Origin of the sequence: Mycobacterium heckeshornense, assembly GCF_016592155.1 — a bacterium.
Lineage (GTDB): Bacteria > Actinomycetota > Actinomycetes > Mycobacteriales > Mycobacteriaceae > Mycobacterium > Mycobacterium heckeshornense.
Genome location: NZ_AP024237.1, coordinates 2,819,356 through 2,838,222, shown reverse-complemented (window position 1 = coordinate 2,838,222; position 18,867 = coordinate 2,819,356). Strand labels below are relative to the sequence as shown.

The 18,867-nt window shown below is 64.1% G+C and carries 10 protein-coding genes and 7 pseudogenes; 6 read left to right on the top strand and 11 right to left on the bottom strand.

What is annotated here, in order from left to right:
* Complete coding sequence (locus tag MHEC_RS13480) at nucleotides 1–1,461, bottom strand: DDE-type integrase/transposase/recombinase (protein ID WP_099869216.1); 1,461 nt, start codon at nucleotides 1,459–1,461, stop codon at nucleotides 1–3.
* Between the two features lie 118 nt (nucleotides 1,462–1,579).
* On the bottom strand, nucleotides 1,580–2,173 hold the full coding sequence (locus MHEC_RS13475; RefSeq protein WP_099869214.1) for a hypothetical protein: 594 nt from the start codon (nucleotides 2,171–2,173) through the stop codon (nucleotides 1,580–1,582).
* 198 nt (nucleotides 2,174–2,371) lie between these two features.
* Between MHEC_RS13475 and MHEC_RS13470 the strand changes: the two are divergent.
* Nucleotides 2,372–3,213, top strand: a pseudogene (locus MHEC_RS13470) (thiolase family protein); the annotation flags it as partial.
* Nucleotides 3,214–3,466: 253 nt separating this feature from the next.
* Nucleotides 3,467–4,813 (top strand): annotated as a pseudogene (locus MHEC_RS13460) (IS256 family transposase).
* A 25-nt stretch (nucleotides 4,814–4,838) separates the two neighbouring features.
* On the opposite strand, the gene MHEC_RS13455 reads toward MHEC_RS13460, so the two are convergent.
* Nucleotides 4,839–6,203 carry a TetR family transcriptional regulator gene (locus MHEC_RS13455; protein WP_235435024.1) on the bottom strand — a complete coding sequence of 455 codons (1,365 nt, stop codon included), beginning with the start codon at nucleotides 6,201–6,203 and terminating at the stop codon, nucleotides 4,839–4,841.
* A 177-nt stretch (nucleotides 6,204–6,380) separates the two neighbouring features.
* Here MHEC_RS13455 and MHEC_RS25035 point away from each other — a divergent pair, with 177 nt between their 5' ends.
* The 4 genes from MHEC_RS25035 (at nucleotide 6,381) to MHEC_RS13435 (ending at nucleotide 10,303) form a co-directional block, all read left to right on the top strand.
* The gene (locus MHEC_RS25035; RefSeq protein ID WP_235435025.1) at nucleotides 6,381–6,734 is read left to right on the top strand and encodes a CoA transferase; all 354 of its coding nucleotides are present in this window, start codon (nucleotides 6,381–6,383) and stop codon (nucleotides 6,732–6,734) included.
* Between the two features lie 184 nt (nucleotides 6,735–6,918).
* Complete coding sequence (locus tag MHEC_RS13445) at nucleotides 6,919–8,265, top strand: IS256 family transposase (RefSeq protein ID WP_081235376.1); 1,347 nt, start codon at nucleotides 6,919–6,921, stop codon at nucleotides 8,263–8,265.
* Between the two features lie 572 nt (nucleotides 8,266–8,837).
* Nucleotides 8,838–9,299, top strand: coding sequence for a hypothetical protein (locus MHEC_RS13440; protein ID WP_201399543.1), 462 nt, complete (start codon nucleotides 8,838–8,840; stop codon nucleotides 9,297–9,299).
* The gene (locus MHEC_RS13435) at nucleotides 9,296–10,303 is read left to right on the top strand and encodes a phosphotransferase family protein (RefSeq protein ID WP_048893875.1); all 1,008 of its coding nucleotides are present in this window, start codon (nucleotides 9,296–9,298) and stop codon (nucleotides 10,301–10,303) included. The genes MHEC_RS13440 and MHEC_RS13435 overlap by 4 nt, the downstream gene beginning before the upstream one ends.
* A 201-nt stretch (nucleotides 10,304–10,504) precedes the next feature.
* Here MHEC_RS13435 and MHEC_RS13430 read toward each other — a convergent pair.
* The 8 genes and pseudogenes from MHEC_RS13430 to MHEC_RS13395 all read right to left on the bottom strand — a co-directional run.
* Nucleotides 10,505–10,975 (bottom strand): annotated as a pseudogene (locus MHEC_RS13430) (transposase); the annotation flags it as partial.
* A gap of 17 nt (nucleotides 10,976–10,992) precedes the next feature.
* Nucleotides 10,993–12,504 (bottom strand): IS1634 family transposase, encoded by a 1,512-nt coding sequence (locus MHEC_RS13425; protein WP_462113465.1) that lies wholly within the window; start codon nucleotides 12,502–12,504, stop codon nucleotides 10,993–10,995.
* 113 nt (nucleotides 12,505–12,617) lie between these two features.
* Nucleotides 12,618–12,848, bottom strand: a pseudogene (locus MHEC_RS25205) (IS1380 family transposase); the annotation flags it as partial.
* A 552-nt stretch (nucleotides 12,849–13,400) separates the two neighbouring features.
* A pseudogene (locus MHEC_RS13415) lies at nucleotides 13,401–13,865 on the bottom strand (transposase); the annotation flags it as partial.
* Nucleotides 13,866–13,948: 83 nt separating this feature from the next.
* Nucleotides 13,949–15,169, bottom strand: a complete 1,221-nt coding sequence (locus MHEC_RS13410; protein ID WP_201399541.1) for an IS110 family RNA-guided transposase — start codon at nucleotides 15,167–15,169, stop codon at nucleotides 13,949–13,951.
* A 234-nt stretch (nucleotides 15,170–15,403) separates the two neighbouring features.
* Nucleotides 15,404–16,189: pseudogene (locus MHEC_RS13405) on the bottom strand (IS256 family transposase); the annotation flags it as partial.
* 127 nt (nucleotides 16,190–16,316) lie between these two features.
* Nucleotides 16,317–16,766, bottom strand: a pseudogene (locus MHEC_RS25200) (IS1380 family transposase); the annotation flags it as partial.
* Between the two features lie 190 nt (nucleotides 16,767–16,956).
* Entirely contained in the window at nucleotides 16,957–18,690 is a 1,734-nt protein-coding gene (locus MHEC_RS13395; RefSeq protein ID WP_071700660.1) for an IS1634 family transposase, read from the bottom strand.
* Nucleotides 18,691–18,867 lie beyond the last annotated feature (177 nt).

Sequence of the window (18,867 nt, the reverse complement as noted above, 5' to 3'; positions counted from 1 at the left end):
TCACGCCGACACCTCACCATCGTGATCGGCGTCGCCGCTGGGTGCAAGGTCGTCGAGGGATAGCTGGCCGGCAATCTCGCTGTCCTGGCCGTAGAGGGCGTGATAGCCGATGCGTTCGTCGCGGCGTAGCTGCTCGTGGTGAGCGGCGGCGGTCAGCGCCAAATAGTCGATCCCCGTCGCTGCCGGCGGCTCGAGCTCGGGTGTTTCCGGTTTGGCCTTGGGGTGGGTGTGGCGAGAGATGCTGTGCGGCAGGGCTTTGCCGAAACTCTTGTCGCGGTAGCGGACTTCGACGGTTTCCAGGTCGAATGGGGAGAACACCAGCTCCACCTTGCGCCCAACCAGGGCCGCGTCGACCTGGTAGGTGTTAGCGTGCAGCGACACGGTGGCGGTCTTGGTCACCACGCGGTATTCGGACCACAAAAACGCCTCGGTCAAATCATCGGCGGTCGGCATGGCCGGGGTCCGCCCGAGCCGGTCCCAGCCGGCCTCCCACCGATCCAGCGGGCTTTGCCCGGTCTCGGTATGGGTGCGGCGGTGATATTCGGTTTCCACCCAGGCGACGAACAGCCGGTTAAGCTCCAACAACGCGGTGGCGTGATCGACCCCGGCGGCAGCGAGGTCTTCGGTGCTGGTGTCAGTCACCTCCACCAGGAATTGTTCGCGTACGGTGCGAAAGAATCGTTCGATCTTGCCCCGACCTTGAGGCCGACCTGGTTGGGAATGAACAAGGCGCACCCCGAGTTTCGCACATGCCCGCAACAACCAGGCGTCACAAAACGCCGAGCCGTTATCGACATAGACCGAGCCAGGCACCCCGTGGGCAGCCAGTGCGGGGCGCAACGCTGCGGCCAAGCGCACGGTGTCTTCGGCGAAGCCAAACCGGTAGCCGGCCAACAACCGAGAGTGATCGTCGATGAAGGCGAAAAGGTAGGTCTTGCGGTCGCCAACCCGCGGGCCGTGCAGAGCATCGCCGCACCACAGCTCATTGGGGTCGGCGGCCTCGAACCGGCCGAACACCCCGGGTAGCTCGCCGGTGGCCGGGCCCATCAACTCCAGCCGGTGAAAATGGCGTAGCAAGGTGGACTCCGAGGGCGCCCACCCGGTCGCGGTGCGCAGGATCCGAGCCACCTGTGTGGCGGTGCGGGTCGGATTCTCCCGCTTGAGCGACGCGGCCAGCTCCAGCACCTGCGCGTCGGTACGCGCGGCCAGCCGGCGCGGCGCGGGCACCAGCGCCTCGAACCCGCCGGACCGGTAGCGGCGGATCCAACGGTCCAGCGTCTCCCGCGAGATCCGCACCTGATTGCCGAATGGGTCGCTATGGGTACCGGCGGCGATCTGGCGCACCAGCTTGCCGCGCTGCTTGGTCGATAACCCCGCATCTAGGGCCGGACAGATCAGCTGATAGCGGAACAACCCGATTGCTTGGGCTCGCTCGCGGCGCTTGTGCTCCTCCAACGACATCTTCTCGGTTTTCCTCTCCAATCGAAGGCCCTGCCCGAAACCGTTGCCGCGCAGGTGCCTTGGTGAGGATCACCGATCACGCCGCTTACGCGTCAGGGGCGATTCGTGTTGCGCAGCCTCAGCGCCGCGGTGGCGACCAGCGCGGTGCCAGCAGCCGACCACCACTGGCCGCGACCGCTACCCGATCTGGCGTCACCGCGCCCAGCAACCCACCCGCACCGAAGCGGAACCGGATCGCCACGGTCGCGGTCGCCACCGCGGCCAACGCATCCCGCCACGCACAACCCGTCCCATCCGGGATCACCACGTCCACCCCGGCGGCCACCGCGACACCGATAAACCACGACCGGATCACCTCCAGCCGCTGCGCCGCCCGGCGCAGCCAACCCCGCACCGTCGCCGCCGGCACCCCCACATCCGCGGCGATCCGGCGATGCCCCAACCCCTGAGCACGAGCTATCAACGCGGCCCAAATCCGTTCCGCTGCATACGCTCTACGCAACAACACAGTCACCGGCAACAACACGTGGGTCACCATGCACACTCGGCATCTCGCCCGCCGCGGCCGCACCACATCACGCAGTCCCTCGATCTGACGGGCCCGGGCATACCCCCAGCCACCCAGCACCCCGTCCCCGCATGCCGGACACGCGATCTCCCCAGCCGCCAACCGGGACTCGACGCGGACAACATCAGCCTCTACCGTCACCATCGGTGCCTCCGAGCACTACAGCGCGGCACCCCGCAAGCCGACCAAGACTTCAGCGGGGTGCCGCGCACCCATCAGTTCCTCGTCACACTGACGGTGCACACGAACAAGATCAACCCCGCCGCCACACCGACCGTCACATCGGCAGACTCAATGAAGAATGGCCACCCCGTGGTCGCCATCCAAAGAGACGGTCAACATGTGGTGGCCGGCCACTACGACGTGGTCATTGCCGGCGGTATGGAATCCATGTCGCGGATGCCGATCGGCACCACCACCACCGTCGGCGGCGGGGATCCTTCCCGGACGGGTTCACGGTGCGCTACGGTGTGCAGCCCAATCAGGGCATCGGTACAGAGATGATCGCCGAGCGGTGGGGGCTTCGACCGCACCACACTCGACGAGTTTTCACTCCAATCGCACGAAAAGGCCGCCGCCGCGCAGGATTGCGGCGCGTTTGACGATCAGATCGTGCCCATCACCGATGCCGAGGGCACTGTGGTGGCAACCGACGAGGGGATCCGGCGGGGCTCGTCGCTGGAGAAGATGGCCCAGCTCGCGCCGGTATTCACCGACAACGGCGTGATCCACGCGGGCAACTCCTCGCAGATCTCTGATGCTTCGGCGGCGCTGCTGTTGATGTCGGCGCAGAAAGCCAAAGAGCTGCGATGCACGCCGATCGCCAGGGTGCACACGGCGGTGGTGGCTGCAACCGATCCGGTGATCATGCTGACCGCGCCCATTCCAGCCCCACAGAAGGCACTGAAGCGCTCGGGTTTGGCCATCGGTGAGATCGGCGTCTTCGAAGTCAGTGAGGTCTTCGCGCCGGTCACGCTGGCCTGGCTGGCCGATCTCGGTGCTGATGCGAACAACCTCAACCCCCTCGGGGGGCTATTGCGCTCGGTCACCCGTTGGGCGCCTCGGGCGCGCGCATCATGACCACGATGGTCTACCACATGAGGGACAACGGGATTCGTTACGGCCTGCAGACCATGTGCGAAGGCGGCGGCCAAGCCGACGCGACCATTGCGGAGCTGCTGTGACCGGCGCGGTCACCGATTCCGCGCCACGCGCAGAGCACGGCTAACGGCACCACCGAGATTCATGAAAGACATTATCGGCCGCGACCGGGGTCTGTAGCGGCGCCCACTGTCGTTACGGCGGGTTACCGGCGCTCGAGCTTTGGCGGCCGAATGTCGATGGGGTGGGCTGGGTGGTGTCCCTGCGGCGGTGTAAAAGGGTTCGGACGTAGGTTGCGTCGAAGACGAGCAAGTCTGAGGGAAGGAGCCTACGTCCGTGTCGAAGAGGTTATCGCCTGCGCAGCGGTTGCAGGCAGAAATTGATGGGGTGTTCGCCGGTGGAGAGGATCTGGCGGGTGCGATTGAGGAGGTGGCTCGGCTGGGTGCACGGGTGCTGTTGCAGACCGCGATCGAGGCCGAGGTGACCGCGTTTTTGGGCCGCGACCGCTACCAGCGGGCCGTGACCTGCGAGGACGCCCGTGCCGGGATGCGCAACGGCTATTGCCCGACCACGGTGAAGACCACCGCAGGGCCCATCACGTTGGAGCGGCCGAAGGTGCGTGGCACCACCGAGCGGTTCGCCTCCCAGCTGTTCGGCACGGGGGTGAGCAAGACCAATGCGTTGGAGGCGCTGGTGATCGCCGGGTTCGTGCGCGGGTTGTCGGTCCGTGAGGTGGAGGCTACCCTGCTCGAGGCGCTCGGCGAGGCCGCCGCGGTGTCCAAGTCGACGGTGTCGCGGATCTGCGAAGACATCCGCGAGCAGTTCCAGGCCTGAAGTAGGCGCCGTCTTGACGGCATCGAATTGGAGTACCTGTTCCTCGACGGCAGCCATTTCAAGTACCACGCCCACGCCGCGGCGGAGCCGGTGCTGGCCGCCTGGGGCATCGACACCGACGGCAAACCGGTGTTCGTCGGGCTGGATGTGGCTGCCAGCGAGTCCGGCGACGCTTGGGAAGGTTTCCTCACCGGGCTCGGCGAGCGCGGCCTGGCCTGTCCGCTGCTGGTGATCTCCGACGGCGCACCGGGGTTGATCGGCGCGGTCGAGCGCACCATGGGCGCGGCGCTGCGGCAGCGCTGCCTTATTCATCGCGCCGGCAACCTTTTAGCAAAAATACCCAGGCACGCGGCTGCCGAGGTCAAGGCCGACTATTGGGCGATTTTCGATCTGCCCGACAACATCGAACCCGGCCTGGATGCGGTCAAACTCGCCCAGAACAGGATCGACGCGTTCGCCAAGCGCTGGCGCGACTGCTACCCGGGCGCGGTGCGTTGCCTGCTCGATGACCGCGGCTCGCTAACGGTCTATCTGCGATTTCCGCGCGCGCATTGGCCACGGGTGCGGCATTCGAACTTCATCGAGCGCACTGTCGGCGAGACACGGCGCCGGGTCAAGGTGATCGGCCGGCTGCCCGGTGAGCACTCCTGCCTCAAACTGGTGTGGGCGGTGCTTGATCGCGCCTCAGCCGGATGGCGCGGATTCACCATGACCCCGGCCGGGCTGCGGCTGCTGGCCGACCTACGGCGCACACTGCACGACCCACCGACTGAACTCCCACAAAGGAATCCGGAAACCCACACCGAAACAAGCGTGGCGCCAACCCAACCTGTCAGGACGATCGCATAGCATCATGAATGCAGATGAGCGGAGCCTACGTCAGGCCACTTTTACACCGCTCCTGGGACGCCACCGTGGGCTGAGCCGAGCTTTGCAGGCTGCGTGGTTCGGCGGGGATCTTGCTGACCCCGTTGAAAACGAGGGTGGCGACCTGGCGCGCCAGGTCTTCGGGGCTCAACGCGCCGTCGGGCCGATACCACTCGACGGACCAGCTCAAAGCGCCGGTGATAAGCATGATGGTGACCGACGGGTCGATGTCGGCTCTGACTTCACCGGAGGCGATGGCGTCCTCGATGAGGTCGCGCAAGTACTCCAGATAGGCCCGCTGATAGTTGACCGTCTGCTCCCGCACGCTGTCAGGGATTTGACCCAGAATGCGCACAAGCGCCGAGCTGTACATGGTGTTGCGCAGCACCGACAAGAGGTGGGCGGTCAACGCCGTGGAGAACCGGTCCAGCGCTGTGGCCTCGGCGGGCAGGGCGTCGACGCTGAGGTGGGCCAGATCGTTGGTGCCCTTCCAAGCGACCAGCACCATCTCGCTCACCAGGTGCTCACGCGACTTGAAGTAGTAGTATATGCTGCCAGTCTGGATACCCGCAGCATTGGCCACGTCGGCCAGCCGGGTGCCAGCGTAGCCCATTTCCCGGAAAACTTTGGCGGCGGCATCGAGGATTCGCTGGGCGCCCTCAGCTTTGGTGTCGTCCTCGCGGCCTCTGCGGAGGAACTTCTCTTCGGCGACGGCGATGGCGGCGAGGTTGTTGTTGATCGACCAGGTCGCTTGCCGACGCACCGCCAGGCCGTCGAGGAACAGCGAATCGCAGTGTGCTTTGAGCTCGTTAGAGGACATTCCATCAGCGCGGGGCCGAAACCACTCCGGCACCGAGTTGATTGCGCCGAGCAGCAGCATCCGCACGGCCGAACTGTTGAGATCGGCGCGAAATTGGCTCGATGCCTGGGCGTTGTCCACCAGCGAACGCCAAAAGTCACCGTATTCCCGCTGTTCGTGAATTCGGCGTGTGCGGATTTCGTCGGGCACTTGGCCGATGATCCTGATCGTTGCGGCGGTATAGTCACCAATCTCTAGAACCGCGTCCAGGTGCGCCGAGATCGCCTCGCGCAGCCGGTCGAGATCCGATGCATCGTCGGGAAGGGCGGCGACGCGTCGTCTGACAAAGCCGCTGGTGCGTTCCTGACCGACGCGCAGCACTTCCTCGACAAGTTCTTCACGCGACGGAAAGTGGTAGTATAAGCTGCCCGCTTGGGTGTTTGCGGCGGCCGCGACATCAGACAGCCGAGTGCCGGCATACCCCTTATTGCGGAACGTCAGCGCGGCCCCATCCAGAATGCGCGCCCGGGTCTCCACGCCCTTTTTGCGGGGCCGCGCTCGCTTATTACCCATCAGTGAACCTCAGGCTCCCATACGTTGCGAACGCCAGATCTGTGCTGATTCTATGCGAATTTTGATCTAGATTCAGCGCGAGCCAGGGCGGACGAAACCTTGAAACACCCATAGTAAGTTTGTATCTAATCAGAAGTAGCTTAGAATTGCCGGTTCTTGGGTGTAACGCCGGACGGAATGTTAAGACGTGTGAGCAAACTGTTGAGGGGCGCGCGGGTGCAGGAGTGCCCGCTGTTGCCCACCAGCGACCAGACCAACAGCCTACTCGGCGATCTCGGCGCCGAGGTCATCAAGATCGAGCGGCCGCGCACTGGCGAGGCGATACCGGCGTGGAGACGATCAGCGATGAGAGCTGTGCCGACACAGTTGGCTCTCGACGGCTACCGGATATACGGCCACCCATCCAACCCGCCGTCGGGTGGCGTCCGGGAGTGTGGGCTAATCCGACTTCAGCCAATTCGCAACCAAGGGGTGTACACCCCTCGTCCGGTGCGAATGCCAAAGATGACTGTCCGAGACGTAAGGACGTAAGTGAGCCGTAGCCGGCCATGCCGGGAACCAACCAACCGGAATCTGACGTAAATTAGATTAGGCTGCACTCTGCGGCCATCAGATCCCGGGGCTCATGGTGGGTCGTGTCCCTCCCGCGGTGTAAAAGAATCCGGACGTAGGTTCCCTCGAAGACCGGCAAGTCTGATGGAAGGAGCCCACGTCCGTGTTGAAGAGGGTATCGCCTGTGCAGCGGTTGCAGGCAGAAATTGATGGTGTGTTCGCTGGCGGCGAGGACCTGGCGGGTGCGATCGAGGAAGTAGCCCGGCTCGGCGCCCGATTGCTGCTGCAGACCGCGATCGAGGCCGAGGTGAGCGAGTTCCTCGGCCGGGACCGCTACCAGCGAGCCGCGAGCTGCGACGACGCCCGCGCTGGGATGCGCAACGGATATTGCCCGACCACGGTGAAGACCACCGCGGGACCGGTAACGCTGGCCCGGCCGAAGGTGCGCGGCACCACCGAGCGGTTCGCCTCCCAGCTGTTCGGCAAGGGAGTGACCAAGACCAACGCCCTGGAGTCGCTGGTGATCGCCGGGTTCGTGCGCGGCCTGTCGGTCCGCGACGTGGAGGCCACTTTGGTCGAGGCGCTCGGCGAGGCCGCCGCGGTGTCGAAGTCGACGGTGTCGCGGATCTGCGAGGACATCAAGACTCAGTTCGAACAATGGAGCGCCCGCCGCCTCGACGACGTCGAGCTGGATTACCTGTTCCTCGACGGCAGCCACTTCAAATATCACGCAAACGCCGCGGCCGAGCCGGTGCTGGCCGCCTGGGGCATCGACACCGACGGCAAGCCCGTGTTCGTCGGGCTGGACGCGGCATCCTCGGAGTCCGGCGACGCGTGGGAAGGGTTCCTGTCCGGGCTCGGCGAGCGTGGGCTGGCGTGTCCGCTGCTGGTGATCAGCGACGGCGCGCCCGGGTTGATCGGTGCGGTCGAGCGCACGATGGGCACGGCGTTGCGGCAGCGCTGCCTAATTCATCGCGCCCGCAACATCATTGCCAAGGTGGCTAAAAATGCGCAGGCCGACGTCAAAGCCGATTACTGGGCGATCTTCGACCTGCCTGAGGACGTCGAACCCGGCATCGAGGCGGTCAAACTCGCCCAGAACAGGATCGACGTGTTCGCCAAGCGCTGGCGCGACTCTTACCCGGCGGCGGTGCGGGCCCTGCTCGCTGACCGTGAATCGCTGACGGTCTATCTGCGGTTTCCGCGCGAGCATTGGACCCGCGTGCGGCATTCGAACTTCATCGAGCGCACCTTCGGCGAGACCCGCCGCCGGGTCAAGGTCATCGGCAGGCTGCCCGGCGAGTACTCCTGCCTCAAACTGGTGTGGGCGGTGCTCGACCGCGCCTCGGCCGGATGGCGCGGATTCACCATGACCCCGGCCGGCCTGCGGCTGCTGGCCGACCTACGCAGATCGCTGCATGACCCACCAACCGAACTGCCGCAAAGGAATTCGGAAACAAACCCCGAAACCGGCATGGTCCCAAGTGAACCTGCCAGCGCCACCGCATAGGATCATGAACGCAAGCGAGCGGGACCTACGCCAGGCCACTTTTACACCGCTCCTGGGACGCCACCTCATGGTGTTCGGCCCGGCACTGCGCCTCAGCGCGTCCCCGGTAGCCGGAAGTCGCCCTGGTTCAAGCCTGTTAGTTGCCCCACCCGCTGCCTGCTCGAGTGTCGATGTGTGCCGAGCATGTGTAACGTTGTGATACAAGTCGGCATGACTGTTGTTCTCTCGGCCCTGCGCGCGGAATTGGCGCTATATTCACGAATGAACGACTGCGCGGACGATAGAAGATAGGCTATCTTGCTTAGTTTTCGAATTTAGGTTAGGGTGATTCTGCCCCGATCTGTGGGGCTGTCACAGTTGGATGGCGAGCGCTAGTTCGCGTTTCGCATCCGACCAGGTCTCCGAATGGAGTTGATCATGGTTGACGCGGTACGACCGAAGGATGACTACTTCCACGAGCGTCCGCTCGATGACCCGTTCTGGAACGAGAGTGCCTGGTTCCCATTTCACGTACTAGAGCGCGAGGTGAGTGGCTTGCCTGAGGGCATCATCAAGAGGAACGGGTAAGTTCGATGATGAGTCGTCCGGCGTGCGAGCAGCTCGTTCAATTGGTCCGCGGCCACCTGGAAATGGTCGCCGAAGCCATCACTGACGTCCAGGCCAAGGGGATCCTGGTGATGAGTGACTCGATCCTGGCGAACGTGGCCAATCGCTGCAGCCACGAAGTTGCCTGGATGCACGAGGAAATCTCGGCCGTACTCGCCGAGGCAGACAACTACGTGGCCAATCGTCAGCCGGGTGCGCATACGGTGGCGGAAGCCATTGCCAGCGTGCGGAACCTGGACTCGACAAGCTTGCATGTCGGCGACGTGCAGAGGCGCTATGACGCTGCAAGTGAGGTTCTGTCGCGGCTTATCGAGAACTGTCGGGCAGCCGACACCGCTACCCGGAGTCGAGTGGAACAATTGCTCGAACAGCGGCTTAGCCGCGAGTTTGATATCCGTGGTTCCTTCGCCCTGGCTGGACGGTCATGAAAAACCCAGACGAGGTCTGTCGGCGACTCGAACGCTTTCTGGCTCGCCGGACGCTGCAACAGGGCACCGTCAAAGTCGACAACTACCAGGTGATCGCCGGTGGCTACAGTCGGCATATGGCTCGCTTCACTGCTCACTGTGACGGGTTCAGCCTCAACCTGGTCATGCGCGCCGACCCGGTTGACGCAAATCTCACGACCGATAGTGACCGAACCCGGGAATGGGCACTGCTCCACGCGCTTACCGAGCGGACCGACGTGCCCATGCCCCGTGCCTTGTACTTCGACGAAGACGGCTCCGAGCTCGGCACTAAAACGATAATCCTAGAGGAGGTACGGGGGCATTCCCTCCTGGCTGAGATCCGCGGCGAAGCAAAGCCATTGGTTGCAGACCCGGTGGATGCGTTCGCCGAGCTCGCCGCACGCATCCACCAGACGGACCTCGCCCAGCTACCGGAAGAGATCGAGCAGCCCGCGAGCTGGGACGACTACATCGACGGGCGCATCGAAGAATGGCGCCAGTCCGAGGACGAGCAGATCGAACGCAACCCGCTGTTCCGGTACATGGCCGGCTGGCTCGAGGACAACCGTCCCGAGCCTGCCCCCCTGCGCCTCGTGCATGGAGAGCTTCAGCCCAGCAACATCATGGTCGACGCGTGGGGCCAGCTGTTGGCAGTCGACTGGGAGATGGCCCGGATAGGCGATCCGCGTGAAGATTTGGGCTGGTGCACATGGGTCGAATCGATGCAGCCGCCACGCACGATCACCACGGACCCATCCCGACTGCGGCGTCTATATGCGGCCAAGTCCGGCCTCGACGAGTCACTTGTCTCACCGGCTGCGATCGCCTACTTTATGGTGATCGCCGGCCTACAGGGGATGCGAGGTCTTTACAGACAGGTGCGTGAGCTGGCTGAAGGCCGAAACAAGTCCCTATTACCAGCCTACCTTCTCGGTGCTCTTTCGACGGCCCACGAGCAATGGTGGAAAGCGACCCGACAGTAGTGATGGCTAAGGCTTAGCCTGAATCCACCGATGAAACTGGCGTGACGATTTGCGACCGGATTGTCAAATGTTGAGCTGAAGCTGCTGGATGAGGACGCGCGTCAGCTGCTGGCCTCGTCTGCCAGCTTGTCCTGTTTCTGGTTGGGCACTTGGAGCGGGGCGGTCGGTTTGGGTGGGCGATGTCAGAGCGCGGTGGGTGTGTCAGGCTGCTAGGGCCGGTGGTGCGCGGTGGGTGGCGTGAAAGGCGTTGAGCCAAGCGTGTTCCCAGGGCCAATGCCGGGGCAGGTGCCAGGTGATATTGCCGCGTCCGGCCCGGGCGGACCGTGCGGCGACGTTGATCAGCTGGGTGCGGATGGTGGCGCTGCGGGCCAGGGTGTGCTCGGGCGAGGCCAGCACGCCCAGGGTCCGGGTAAGCGCGTGGGCGGTGGCGGCCAGTTGCAGCCAGGCAGCGTTGGCGTTAAACCGGCCAGACGGTAGGTGGGCCAACGGCCCGTCAAGCAGGTCGGCGAAGACCTGTTCGACGATGGCATGCCCACGGTGCTGGGATTCGGCCTGCACCAGTTCGAATGGGCTGTCGGTGAAGACCGCGTGATAGCGGTAGGCGGCGAACAGCTCACCCTGGTTTTCGGCGGCGGCGCGCGGGTTACGTTCGCGCACCCGGCGCACAATCAACCCCGACTTGGCTCAATTTAGTGTTCAGGCCGCCTGCTGATTTGGGCGATGGCTTCGCGGAGTTCTTCGGGTAGCGGATCGGCGGCGGTGAGAATCTGTCGGCCGGCTTTGATCTGGGCGGTGCGGTAGCGGCGGGTCGTGCGGACGAATTTCTTGATGCTCCAGCCGGTTTGGCGCTCAATCCAGTGCGTGACGGCCAGAGCGGCGAACACGATGGTCAGGTGCGCTTCGATGGACTCGCGGATGTGGTGGTAGAGCGGTCGGGCTTGCAGGTCGTGTTTGGACATGCGGAATGCCTTCTCGATGCGCCACAGCTGGTGGTAGGCGTCAATGACGAATTCCGGTGATGCGGTGGTGAGGTCGGTGGTGTAGCCCTTCCAGCCCGCCAGCGCCCGGGTCTTGGCCTCCAGCTCCCGGTTCACCGACTTGGTCGCGCCGGACAGCTGGATGTAGCGGTTGCGTTTGACCGGGGCTTTTCCGTCAACTGCGCGCTGGGCTTTGGCGACCTGCTCATCGATCCCACGCAGCGTGCGCCGCGCTCGGTCGTAACGGTATTGGTAGTGGATCACTCGATCGGGAATGCCGCGGGCCTTCTCGGCGCTGGTAGCCGGCCACGGCTGGGTGAGCACCTGCCCGTCGGGGATGGCTTGGTCGAGATGGGCATCGCGCCAACGGCGCACGACGTCGGGCACAAACGGGATTCTCGTGCCCAGGATGAACGACAACCCCGCCGTCTGCAGCGCGATCTGGTTGGCTTCCGAGACCATCCCGGCATCGGCGACGACGGTAACGTCGCTGAGTTGATGGGCGGCTTTGAAGGCGTTGATCACCGGCAGCATCGTGGCGGTCTCGGCCTTGTTGCCCTCGAACGCGGCCACCGTCAGCGCGAAACCGGCCGCGTCGCTGAGCAGCCCGAGAGTGATCTGCGGTTCCAGGCGACGTTCCTTGGAAAAGCCCGGCTCGCGGAACCCATCACCGGCATCGGTCTCGAAATACAGGGTGGACACGTCGAACAACACCAGCGACGCCGGCCCGAGGCCGGCATGGGCTGCGCATGCGCTGGCCAGTGCTTGGCGCCATGACGGTTTGGCATAGGTCGCCAACCGGCGTTTGACCGTGGCATACGACGCTGGGTGAACGCCGACTTCGTTCAGTACCCTCTCGGCGTCGACCTTACTGGTCGGTTCGATGATCCGCGCCAACACCAGATCGCGAAACACGTTGTCGCCCTTGGTAGCCGACTCCAACCCCAGCACCCGGTAGGCAGCGTACAGCGCATCCCACAGGTGGGTCATCTGCGAGGAGACGATCGGTAACGTACCGGGCTCCAGCCCACCAGAAAGCCCGAGATCCAGCTCGGTTTGTCCGGCCGCCAACCGTGTCGCCGCGGCGGCCTTCAGCGCCGCCAACTCGACCTCGTCGTGCGCCGAGCCGATGTGCTCGATCGAACGTGAACCCCGCCGCCAGGACCACACGATCTGCACCGCCGTTGCCCCAGACGCTGTCTTCACAGTGCGTACGAAGGCCACCAGCGCAGCTTATGACCCCGCTTTAGTGTTCAAATTTTGATGAATCCAGCCCCAAGACAGCAGGTCAGCCCGCGGCAGTCTCACCAGAACCCCAAACGTGAGCCAAGTCAGGAGGCAGCGTTGGCGTTAAACCGGCCAGACGGTAGGTGGGCCAACGGCCCGTCAAGCAGGTCGGCGAAGACCTGTTCGACGATGGCATGCCCACGGTGCTGGGATTCGGCCTGCACCAGTTCGAATGGGCTGTCGGTGAAGACCGCGTGATAGCGGTAGGCGGCGAACAGCTCACCCTGGTTTTCGGCGGCGGCGCGCGGGTTACGTTCGCGCACCCGGCGCACAATCAACCGCCCGTGGGTGGCATGCGCTGGGGTAGAGGTGAACGCGGTGTAGGGGATCTCGGCGATTTCGGCGTCGGAAATCCATTGCCCGCTGCTCTCATCGAACACTGCGTTGGGGTAGTTGATGGGAATCCAGGCGGTCTGGTCGATGTCGGCGATGGTGCAGCGGATCTTGGGATCCATGCGCACGGTGACCGAGAAATGCGCCCCGTTGCGGCGGCAGGCCGCCACGAATGCCCCGCTGTAGAAGGCCGAGTCGCCGCGCACCACGATCAGCCCGCTGATCCCCGCCGCACGGGCGGTGGTGATCGCCTCGGCCACCAGCGTGGCTGCGCCGCGGGCAGAGGCGGCGTTGCCGCCGCGCAGCCTCGTCGTGGTGATCACCGGCGCCGCCAGCGGGGTACACACGGTGGCGATCAGCGCGTTAAGCCCGCGCACGGTCAGCGATTTGGACGCGATCTTGGCATGCCCGAACGCCGCGCCCTGCTTGTCGGGCCCATACACCCCGAGCCCGTCATGATTTCTGTGTAAGTCTGAGGTGACTTGACAACGAGTTATATTTTAACACAACGGAATCCGTCCAGGGAACAGTTTCGCCAGGGTGTTAAGCGCCACAGTCCAGTTGTAGGTTCCCGTCCCCGAATAGCCTCCTCTGTGGCTGGAGATGTTGCGCAACCCCAAGTACAGCAACTTGATCGCAGAGTCCTTGTCCGGGAAATGTCCGCGGTTCTTGGTGATTTTGCGTAGCTGGAAATTGATGGACTCGATCGCGTTTGTCGTGTACACGATCTTGCGTAGTTCCACCGGGTAATCCAGGAAGGCAATGAACTCTGGCCAGGCGCCCCGCCACACGTCGATCGCGCCGGGGTATTGCGCACCGAAATCGCGGTCAAACTCTTTGAGCGCGAGCTCAGCGGCATCTACGGTGGGCGCCGAATAGATGGCCCGCATCGACGAGGCGACCTTGCGGCGGTCCTTATACGACACGAACCGCATCGCATTGCGAATAACATGCACCACGCAGACTCCCGCTGTCAACCTCGGGTCGTGGGCATGATTGATCGCCGCGGCGGGCTGACTTTGCTCAGCGCGGGGGCGGGGTGGGGTTGTTAGGCGGCGGTGGCGCGGTGGTGGATGGCCGGGTCGTAGGGGTTGTGGTCGTGCCAGCAGCGCCACAAGATGCGACACCAGCGGGCGCCCAGGCCACGCAGGGCACGATGGTGTGGGTGGCCGGCGGCGCGGGCGTGTTGGTAGATGTCGGCCGACCAGAGGTCTTCACGGACGGCGACGAACATCCACCAGTCGATGGCGTGCCGCATCCGCCGGTTGGCGGCGTAGCGGAAGCGAACCTGACGTGTGCGCCCGGACACCTTGGTGACCGGAGCCAAGCCGGTCTCTGCCAACAATGACGGCGCCGAAGGAAAACGACTGCGCTCCTCACCCATTTCGGAGATCAACACGGCGGCGGTGACCGGTCCGATGCCGGGGAAACTGGTGAAGATCGGGGTGTCCGGGTGCGCCTCAAGCAGTTCGCCCAGTCGTTTGTCATGGGCTCGCAAATGGGTGTTGAGTAGAGCCAGTTGTTCGGTGAATGCTTTGGCCGCCAACGCTTTGCCAGCAACGGTGCCGTCGCTCGCCGATAGCAGATGCGGCTGCATCCGGGCGACAAGTGTCTCGGGTTTGTGCCGGCCACTGTAGCCGTGCCGGGACGTGAACGCGCCCATCCGCGCAGCGGTGATCCGGCCCGCCTGCACGGGAGTGGGATAGCTGCGGATGAAGGACAGGGTGATGTCCCGGTCCAGTGCAGAAAACAGGTGCAACGGGCACGGATGATAGGCATCCAAGATTGACCGCAGTCGATTCTCGGTGTCCACCTGCATATCCAGGATGCGTTGACGATCGCGGCTCACTGCGGTCAGCTCCGCTAGAAGCGGCGACGGAACGGCCAACGGCCGCCACTGGGCATACTGGTGACGCAACGTATCGGCCAACACATAGGCATCGAATTCGTCGGACTTGGCGGCCGCCATCCGATAGCGTTCGCGTGCTCGCGCCGAGATTTTCGGTGACACGCAATAAATTTCGGCATCGCAGTGGTGCTGGAGATATTCGACCAGTAGCCCTTCGGCCCGCTCGATCGCGATCCGGACCGCACCGGTGAACGAAGCAATCAACCCGACCAGGACGGCCAGACCATCGACGGTGTGAGCGACCTTGCGACTGAGCAGCTGCTGGCCGGTGCCATCCAGCACACACAGGTGATGGAAGCGCCCGCCCCAGTCGATCCCACACCAGAAGCTGTTCGGCCGTTGCAGAGTACTCTGATTCATTGCACTTGGATCCCTTTCAATGTGAAAGGTTCACCCTGCGATCGCGAGGCCTGCCCGGAACCTCATCTCGGCACTCACCGCCCACAGCGGTGGCGCTGCTCTCGCTGGCCGGTCCACGCCCCGCAGCCACCACGGGCGGACAGGTCTGCATGTGGACCTCGAAGGTGACGCGTTTGCGTGGGCCCTGCCCGTGGTGGTGCAGGTGAACGCCGAGACCATCCCGGCCGATCCATTGTTAATAGATGAGGTTTGGATCACGGTATCGGGGAAGATCGAGCGGATCGCATCAGGCAAGCCGGTCAGCCCGTCGCAGCAGGCGATGAGGATGTCGCGTACTCCGCGGTTGCGCAGGTCGATGATGACCTTCTGCCAAAACCGTGCGCCCTCGCTGTCTTGGATCCAGCAGCCCAGGGCGTGTTTACGCCCGTCGAGGTCCACGCCGATGGCCAGATAGGCCACCTTGGTGCCCACCACCCCGTTGTCGGCGATGCGCAGCCGCAGCCCGTCGATATACAGGATCGGGTAGACCTCATCGAGTGGGCGCGATTGCCAGGCCTTGATCTCATCGACCACCACCTCGGTGATATTGGAGATCAATTCTCGTGACACCTTGGCTCCGTACACCTCGGCCAGATGTGCCTCGATATCGCGGGTGGTCATGCCGCGCGAATACAGCGACAGCACCACCGAATTGATGTTGCCCAGCCGGCGCGCCCTTTTGGGCACGATCACCGGCTCAAAAGTGCCGTTGCGGTCGCGCGGCACCGCGATATCCACCGGGCCGTTGACCGTGGTCACCGTCTTCGGTGAAGACCCATTGCGAGAATTGCCCGACCCGCGGCCGGCCGGGTCACCGGATTCATACCCCAAATGGTGGGTCATTTCGGTCTGCAAGGCCCGCTCGAGCACCGCCTTGGTCAACTCGGTCAGCAAACCGTCCGCCCCGTCGATCGGGGTCCCCGATTTCACCGCGTCCTTGATCAGCGAATCCAGGGTCTCGGCCGAAAACGTCTCCGCCAGCCGGCGAGCCGCCGACATCTCCTTGCCCGCCGACTCCATGAGCTTCGTCACAAAACACTCCTTCTGTCCGCCCGAACGGCGGTCCGATGATGGACCACCCCGGACTTACACAGATGGAATGACACGCCCCATACACCCGCTTCTGGGTCGAATCTAGGTCGATGAACGCCAGCTCTTCGCCACCGGCCAGCAGCGGGGCATGCTTGGCGAGTTCGGCGACTACACGGCGGTGCACCGCGGCCAGCTGGCGCACATTGCCGTGGTTAAACGCACGCAGAAACGACCCCAGCGTGGACGGGGCGCGGATCCCACCGAAGGTGCCCGGGATCGCACCGTGGCGAAGCAGCTCCATCCCGTCAATGTCATCGGCACCGGCGATCATCCCCGCGATCAGCGAACCGACCTTCACACCCGCGTTGGCGCCCACCTCGGCGTCGAGCCGAACATGATGGGCGGCAAGCTTTTCCAGCCCAACCAGCTCGGCCAGCCGCATCGCGGGCACCAGCCCGGCATGCGACACGAGATTCGGGTCATCGAAGCTGGCGCGAGTCTTGCCCGCAGCATGCAACAATCGCATTTACGAGGTGCCCTTTCTTCTGGGTCATCAGAGGGTCAGCAACTCCGATAATCCCAGGTCAAAGGGCACTTCTGCTGTTACGACACACTCACGGCAAGAATTCCGTCGGTGGATTAAGGCTTAGTCCGAAGTTCCCCCTGGTGTGGAGCGGTTTAGTGGGTTGAGCTGGGGTTTTGTGTTGGTGTGCTGACTACGCGAGTCCGTGGCGGTGTGAGACGCCGAGTAGTTCGAAGGCTCGCCGCTGTAGTGGGGTGGGGTTGGTGATCTTGGTGAATGCCGGCAGGTCGTCGGTGGGCTGGATGTGGTTGGCGCAGATGGTGGCCAGGTCGGCGAGCAGGCTGGTGAAGCTGTGCACCGGGTAGTCGTTTTCGGTGCGTTTGCGCGCTGCCTTGGCCAGCGCTTGATCGGAGCGTTGGGCGGGAGCGACGGGGTCGGCACGTTTGGCGGCGGCGGCGGGTTTGTCGTTGTCCTGGAAAAGGATTGGTGCGAGGGCTTGTTTCATGTGCCAGCTGATGTAGTAGGACAGCATCCGTAGGAGCATGTGCGCGCGCACCCGATCGGCGAGGCGGTGCCGGATGGGTCGCACGTCCAGTTCGGTGTTGAGGGTGCGGAAGAACCGTTCGACGTCGGCGAGGTCCTTGTAGCGCAGCACGACCTCGTCGCGCTGCAGTGTCTGGTCGGGCAGGCTGGTGCGGAGCACGTAGATGCCGTCGAGGGCGGCCTCGGCGGCGATGGCGTCCTGGTTGCGGGAGAAACTGAACGCTTCGTCGGTGATTTGCAGGTCAAAATGCTTGGCCATCTTGAACTTGTTGCGCACCTTGCCCACCCGCAGCGCGATCTTGTCCCGCCCGCGTAGTGGTCGTTTGGCGCGGCGGGTGGCCTCGGCGATGGTCTGTAGTTCGTGTTCGGTGGCCGCCAGCAGCTCGCCGCGTTTGCGGGCACGCTCATCAGCCAGGGCGGGGTTGTGGCAGCACACCAGCCGCTCGCCGGGGTAGTCGGGGTGGGTGATCTCGAACAGGTTCTGCTCGTCGAACAGCGACAGCTGCAGCGCCCCGTCGTCGACCAATGCCTTGATCTGCGGGGCGCGCAGCGCGCTGATCCAATCCAACTGCGCCGGGTGCAGCTCGTCGCGGATGCGCGCGCTGGTGAGCATGCCCCGATCCCCCACCAGGGCGATGGTGGTCAGCCCGAACCGGGTCTTGAGCTTGGTGATCTGGGCGCCCAGGGTTTTCGGGTCGGCGGTGTTGCCGTCGAACACCTCAATGGCGATCGGCACCCCGGCTGGTGAGCACAGCAGCCCGTAGACGATCTGCAACCGGCCTTTGACCCCGTCGCGGGCATGCCCGATTTTCCCTAACGGGCAGGTGTGGCCCTCGAACGCCGCCGAGGACACGTCATAGAGCACCAGGGTTCCGTTGGCCAGATGCCGTGCGGCCAACGAGTTTTCGATGGCATCCTGGCGCTCGACCACCCAGTCCATCGCGTCATACAGGTCATCCTCATCGGCACCCGCCACGCCCAGCACCGCACCCAGGGTGCTGGTGGCGGTCTCGATGCGCAGCCCGCGCGCCATCGCCAGCTTGGAGCCCGGCTCGATCACCGACGCGGCCAGCATGGCGCACACCAAGTCCCGGTTACGCGACGGGGCGGGGTCGATCAGCTCGGCCATGCCCAGCTTGGCGGCGGTGCCCAACACCGCGGCCACATGCCCGTGCGGCAGGCTGCGGGTGATGTCAAACGCCCCGGCCAGATCGCCCGTCCCCGGCAGGCCCTTGAGCGCGCGCTGCAGTTTGTCCACCTTGTGCTCGGGCCAGCGCGACAGGTTGGCCAGCGTGCGGGTTTTCACCTTGCCGTTCTCGCGGTAACTTTCGCGCAACAGCACCGCCGGCGGTGATCCACGGTTGGGCACCCGCGTCACGTACATGATTACTTTCTAGCACAACAGCAGTACGAGAGTAGCGAATTTAGAAAATGACACGCCGAACAAGTCTTGCGAATACATGATTACGCCTTGCCGGCACATGAACACTGAAACACCTGCTCACAAAGCAGAAAGGAAATCAGCCCCCTCTCAGAAGGGGGGAACTTCGGCTTAGTGGTT

Excerpts from the sequence above, each read along its gene's own strand:
- MHEC_RS13480 (WP_099869216.1), bottom strand. The coding sequence starts at position 1,461 with ATGTCGTTGGAGGAGCACAAGCGCCGCGAGCGAGCCCAAGCAATCGGG.
- MHEC_RS13410 (WP_201399541.1), bottom strand. The coding sequence starts at position 15,169 with ATGAATCAGAGTACTCTGCAACGGCCGAACAGCTTCTGGTGTGGGATC.
- MHEC_RS13395 (WP_071700660.1), bottom strand. The coding sequence starts at position 18,690 with ATGTACGTGACGCGGGTGCCCAACCGTGGATCACCGCCGGCGGTGCTG.
- MHEC_RS13435 (WP_048893875.1), top strand. The coding sequence starts at position 9,296 with ATGAAAAACCCAGACGAGGTCTGTCGGCGACTCGAACGCTTTCTGGCT.
- MHEC_RS13440 (WP_201399543.1), top strand. The coding sequence starts at position 8,838 with ATGATGAGTCGTCCGGCGTGCGAGCAGCTCGTTCAATTGGTCCGCGGC.
- MHEC_RS25035 (WP_235435025.1), top strand. The coding sequence starts at position 6,381 with ATGTTAAGACGTGTGAGCAAACTGTTGAGGGGCGCGCGGGTGCAGGAG.
- MHEC_RS13475 (WP_099869214.1), bottom strand. The coding sequence starts at position 2,173 with ATGGTGACGGTAGAGGCTGATGTTGTCCGCGTCGAGTCCCGGTTGGCG.
- MHEC_RS13455 (WP_235435024.1), bottom strand. The coding sequence starts at position 6,203 with ATGGGTAATAAGCGAGCGCGGCCCCGCAAAAAGGGCGTGGAGACCCGG.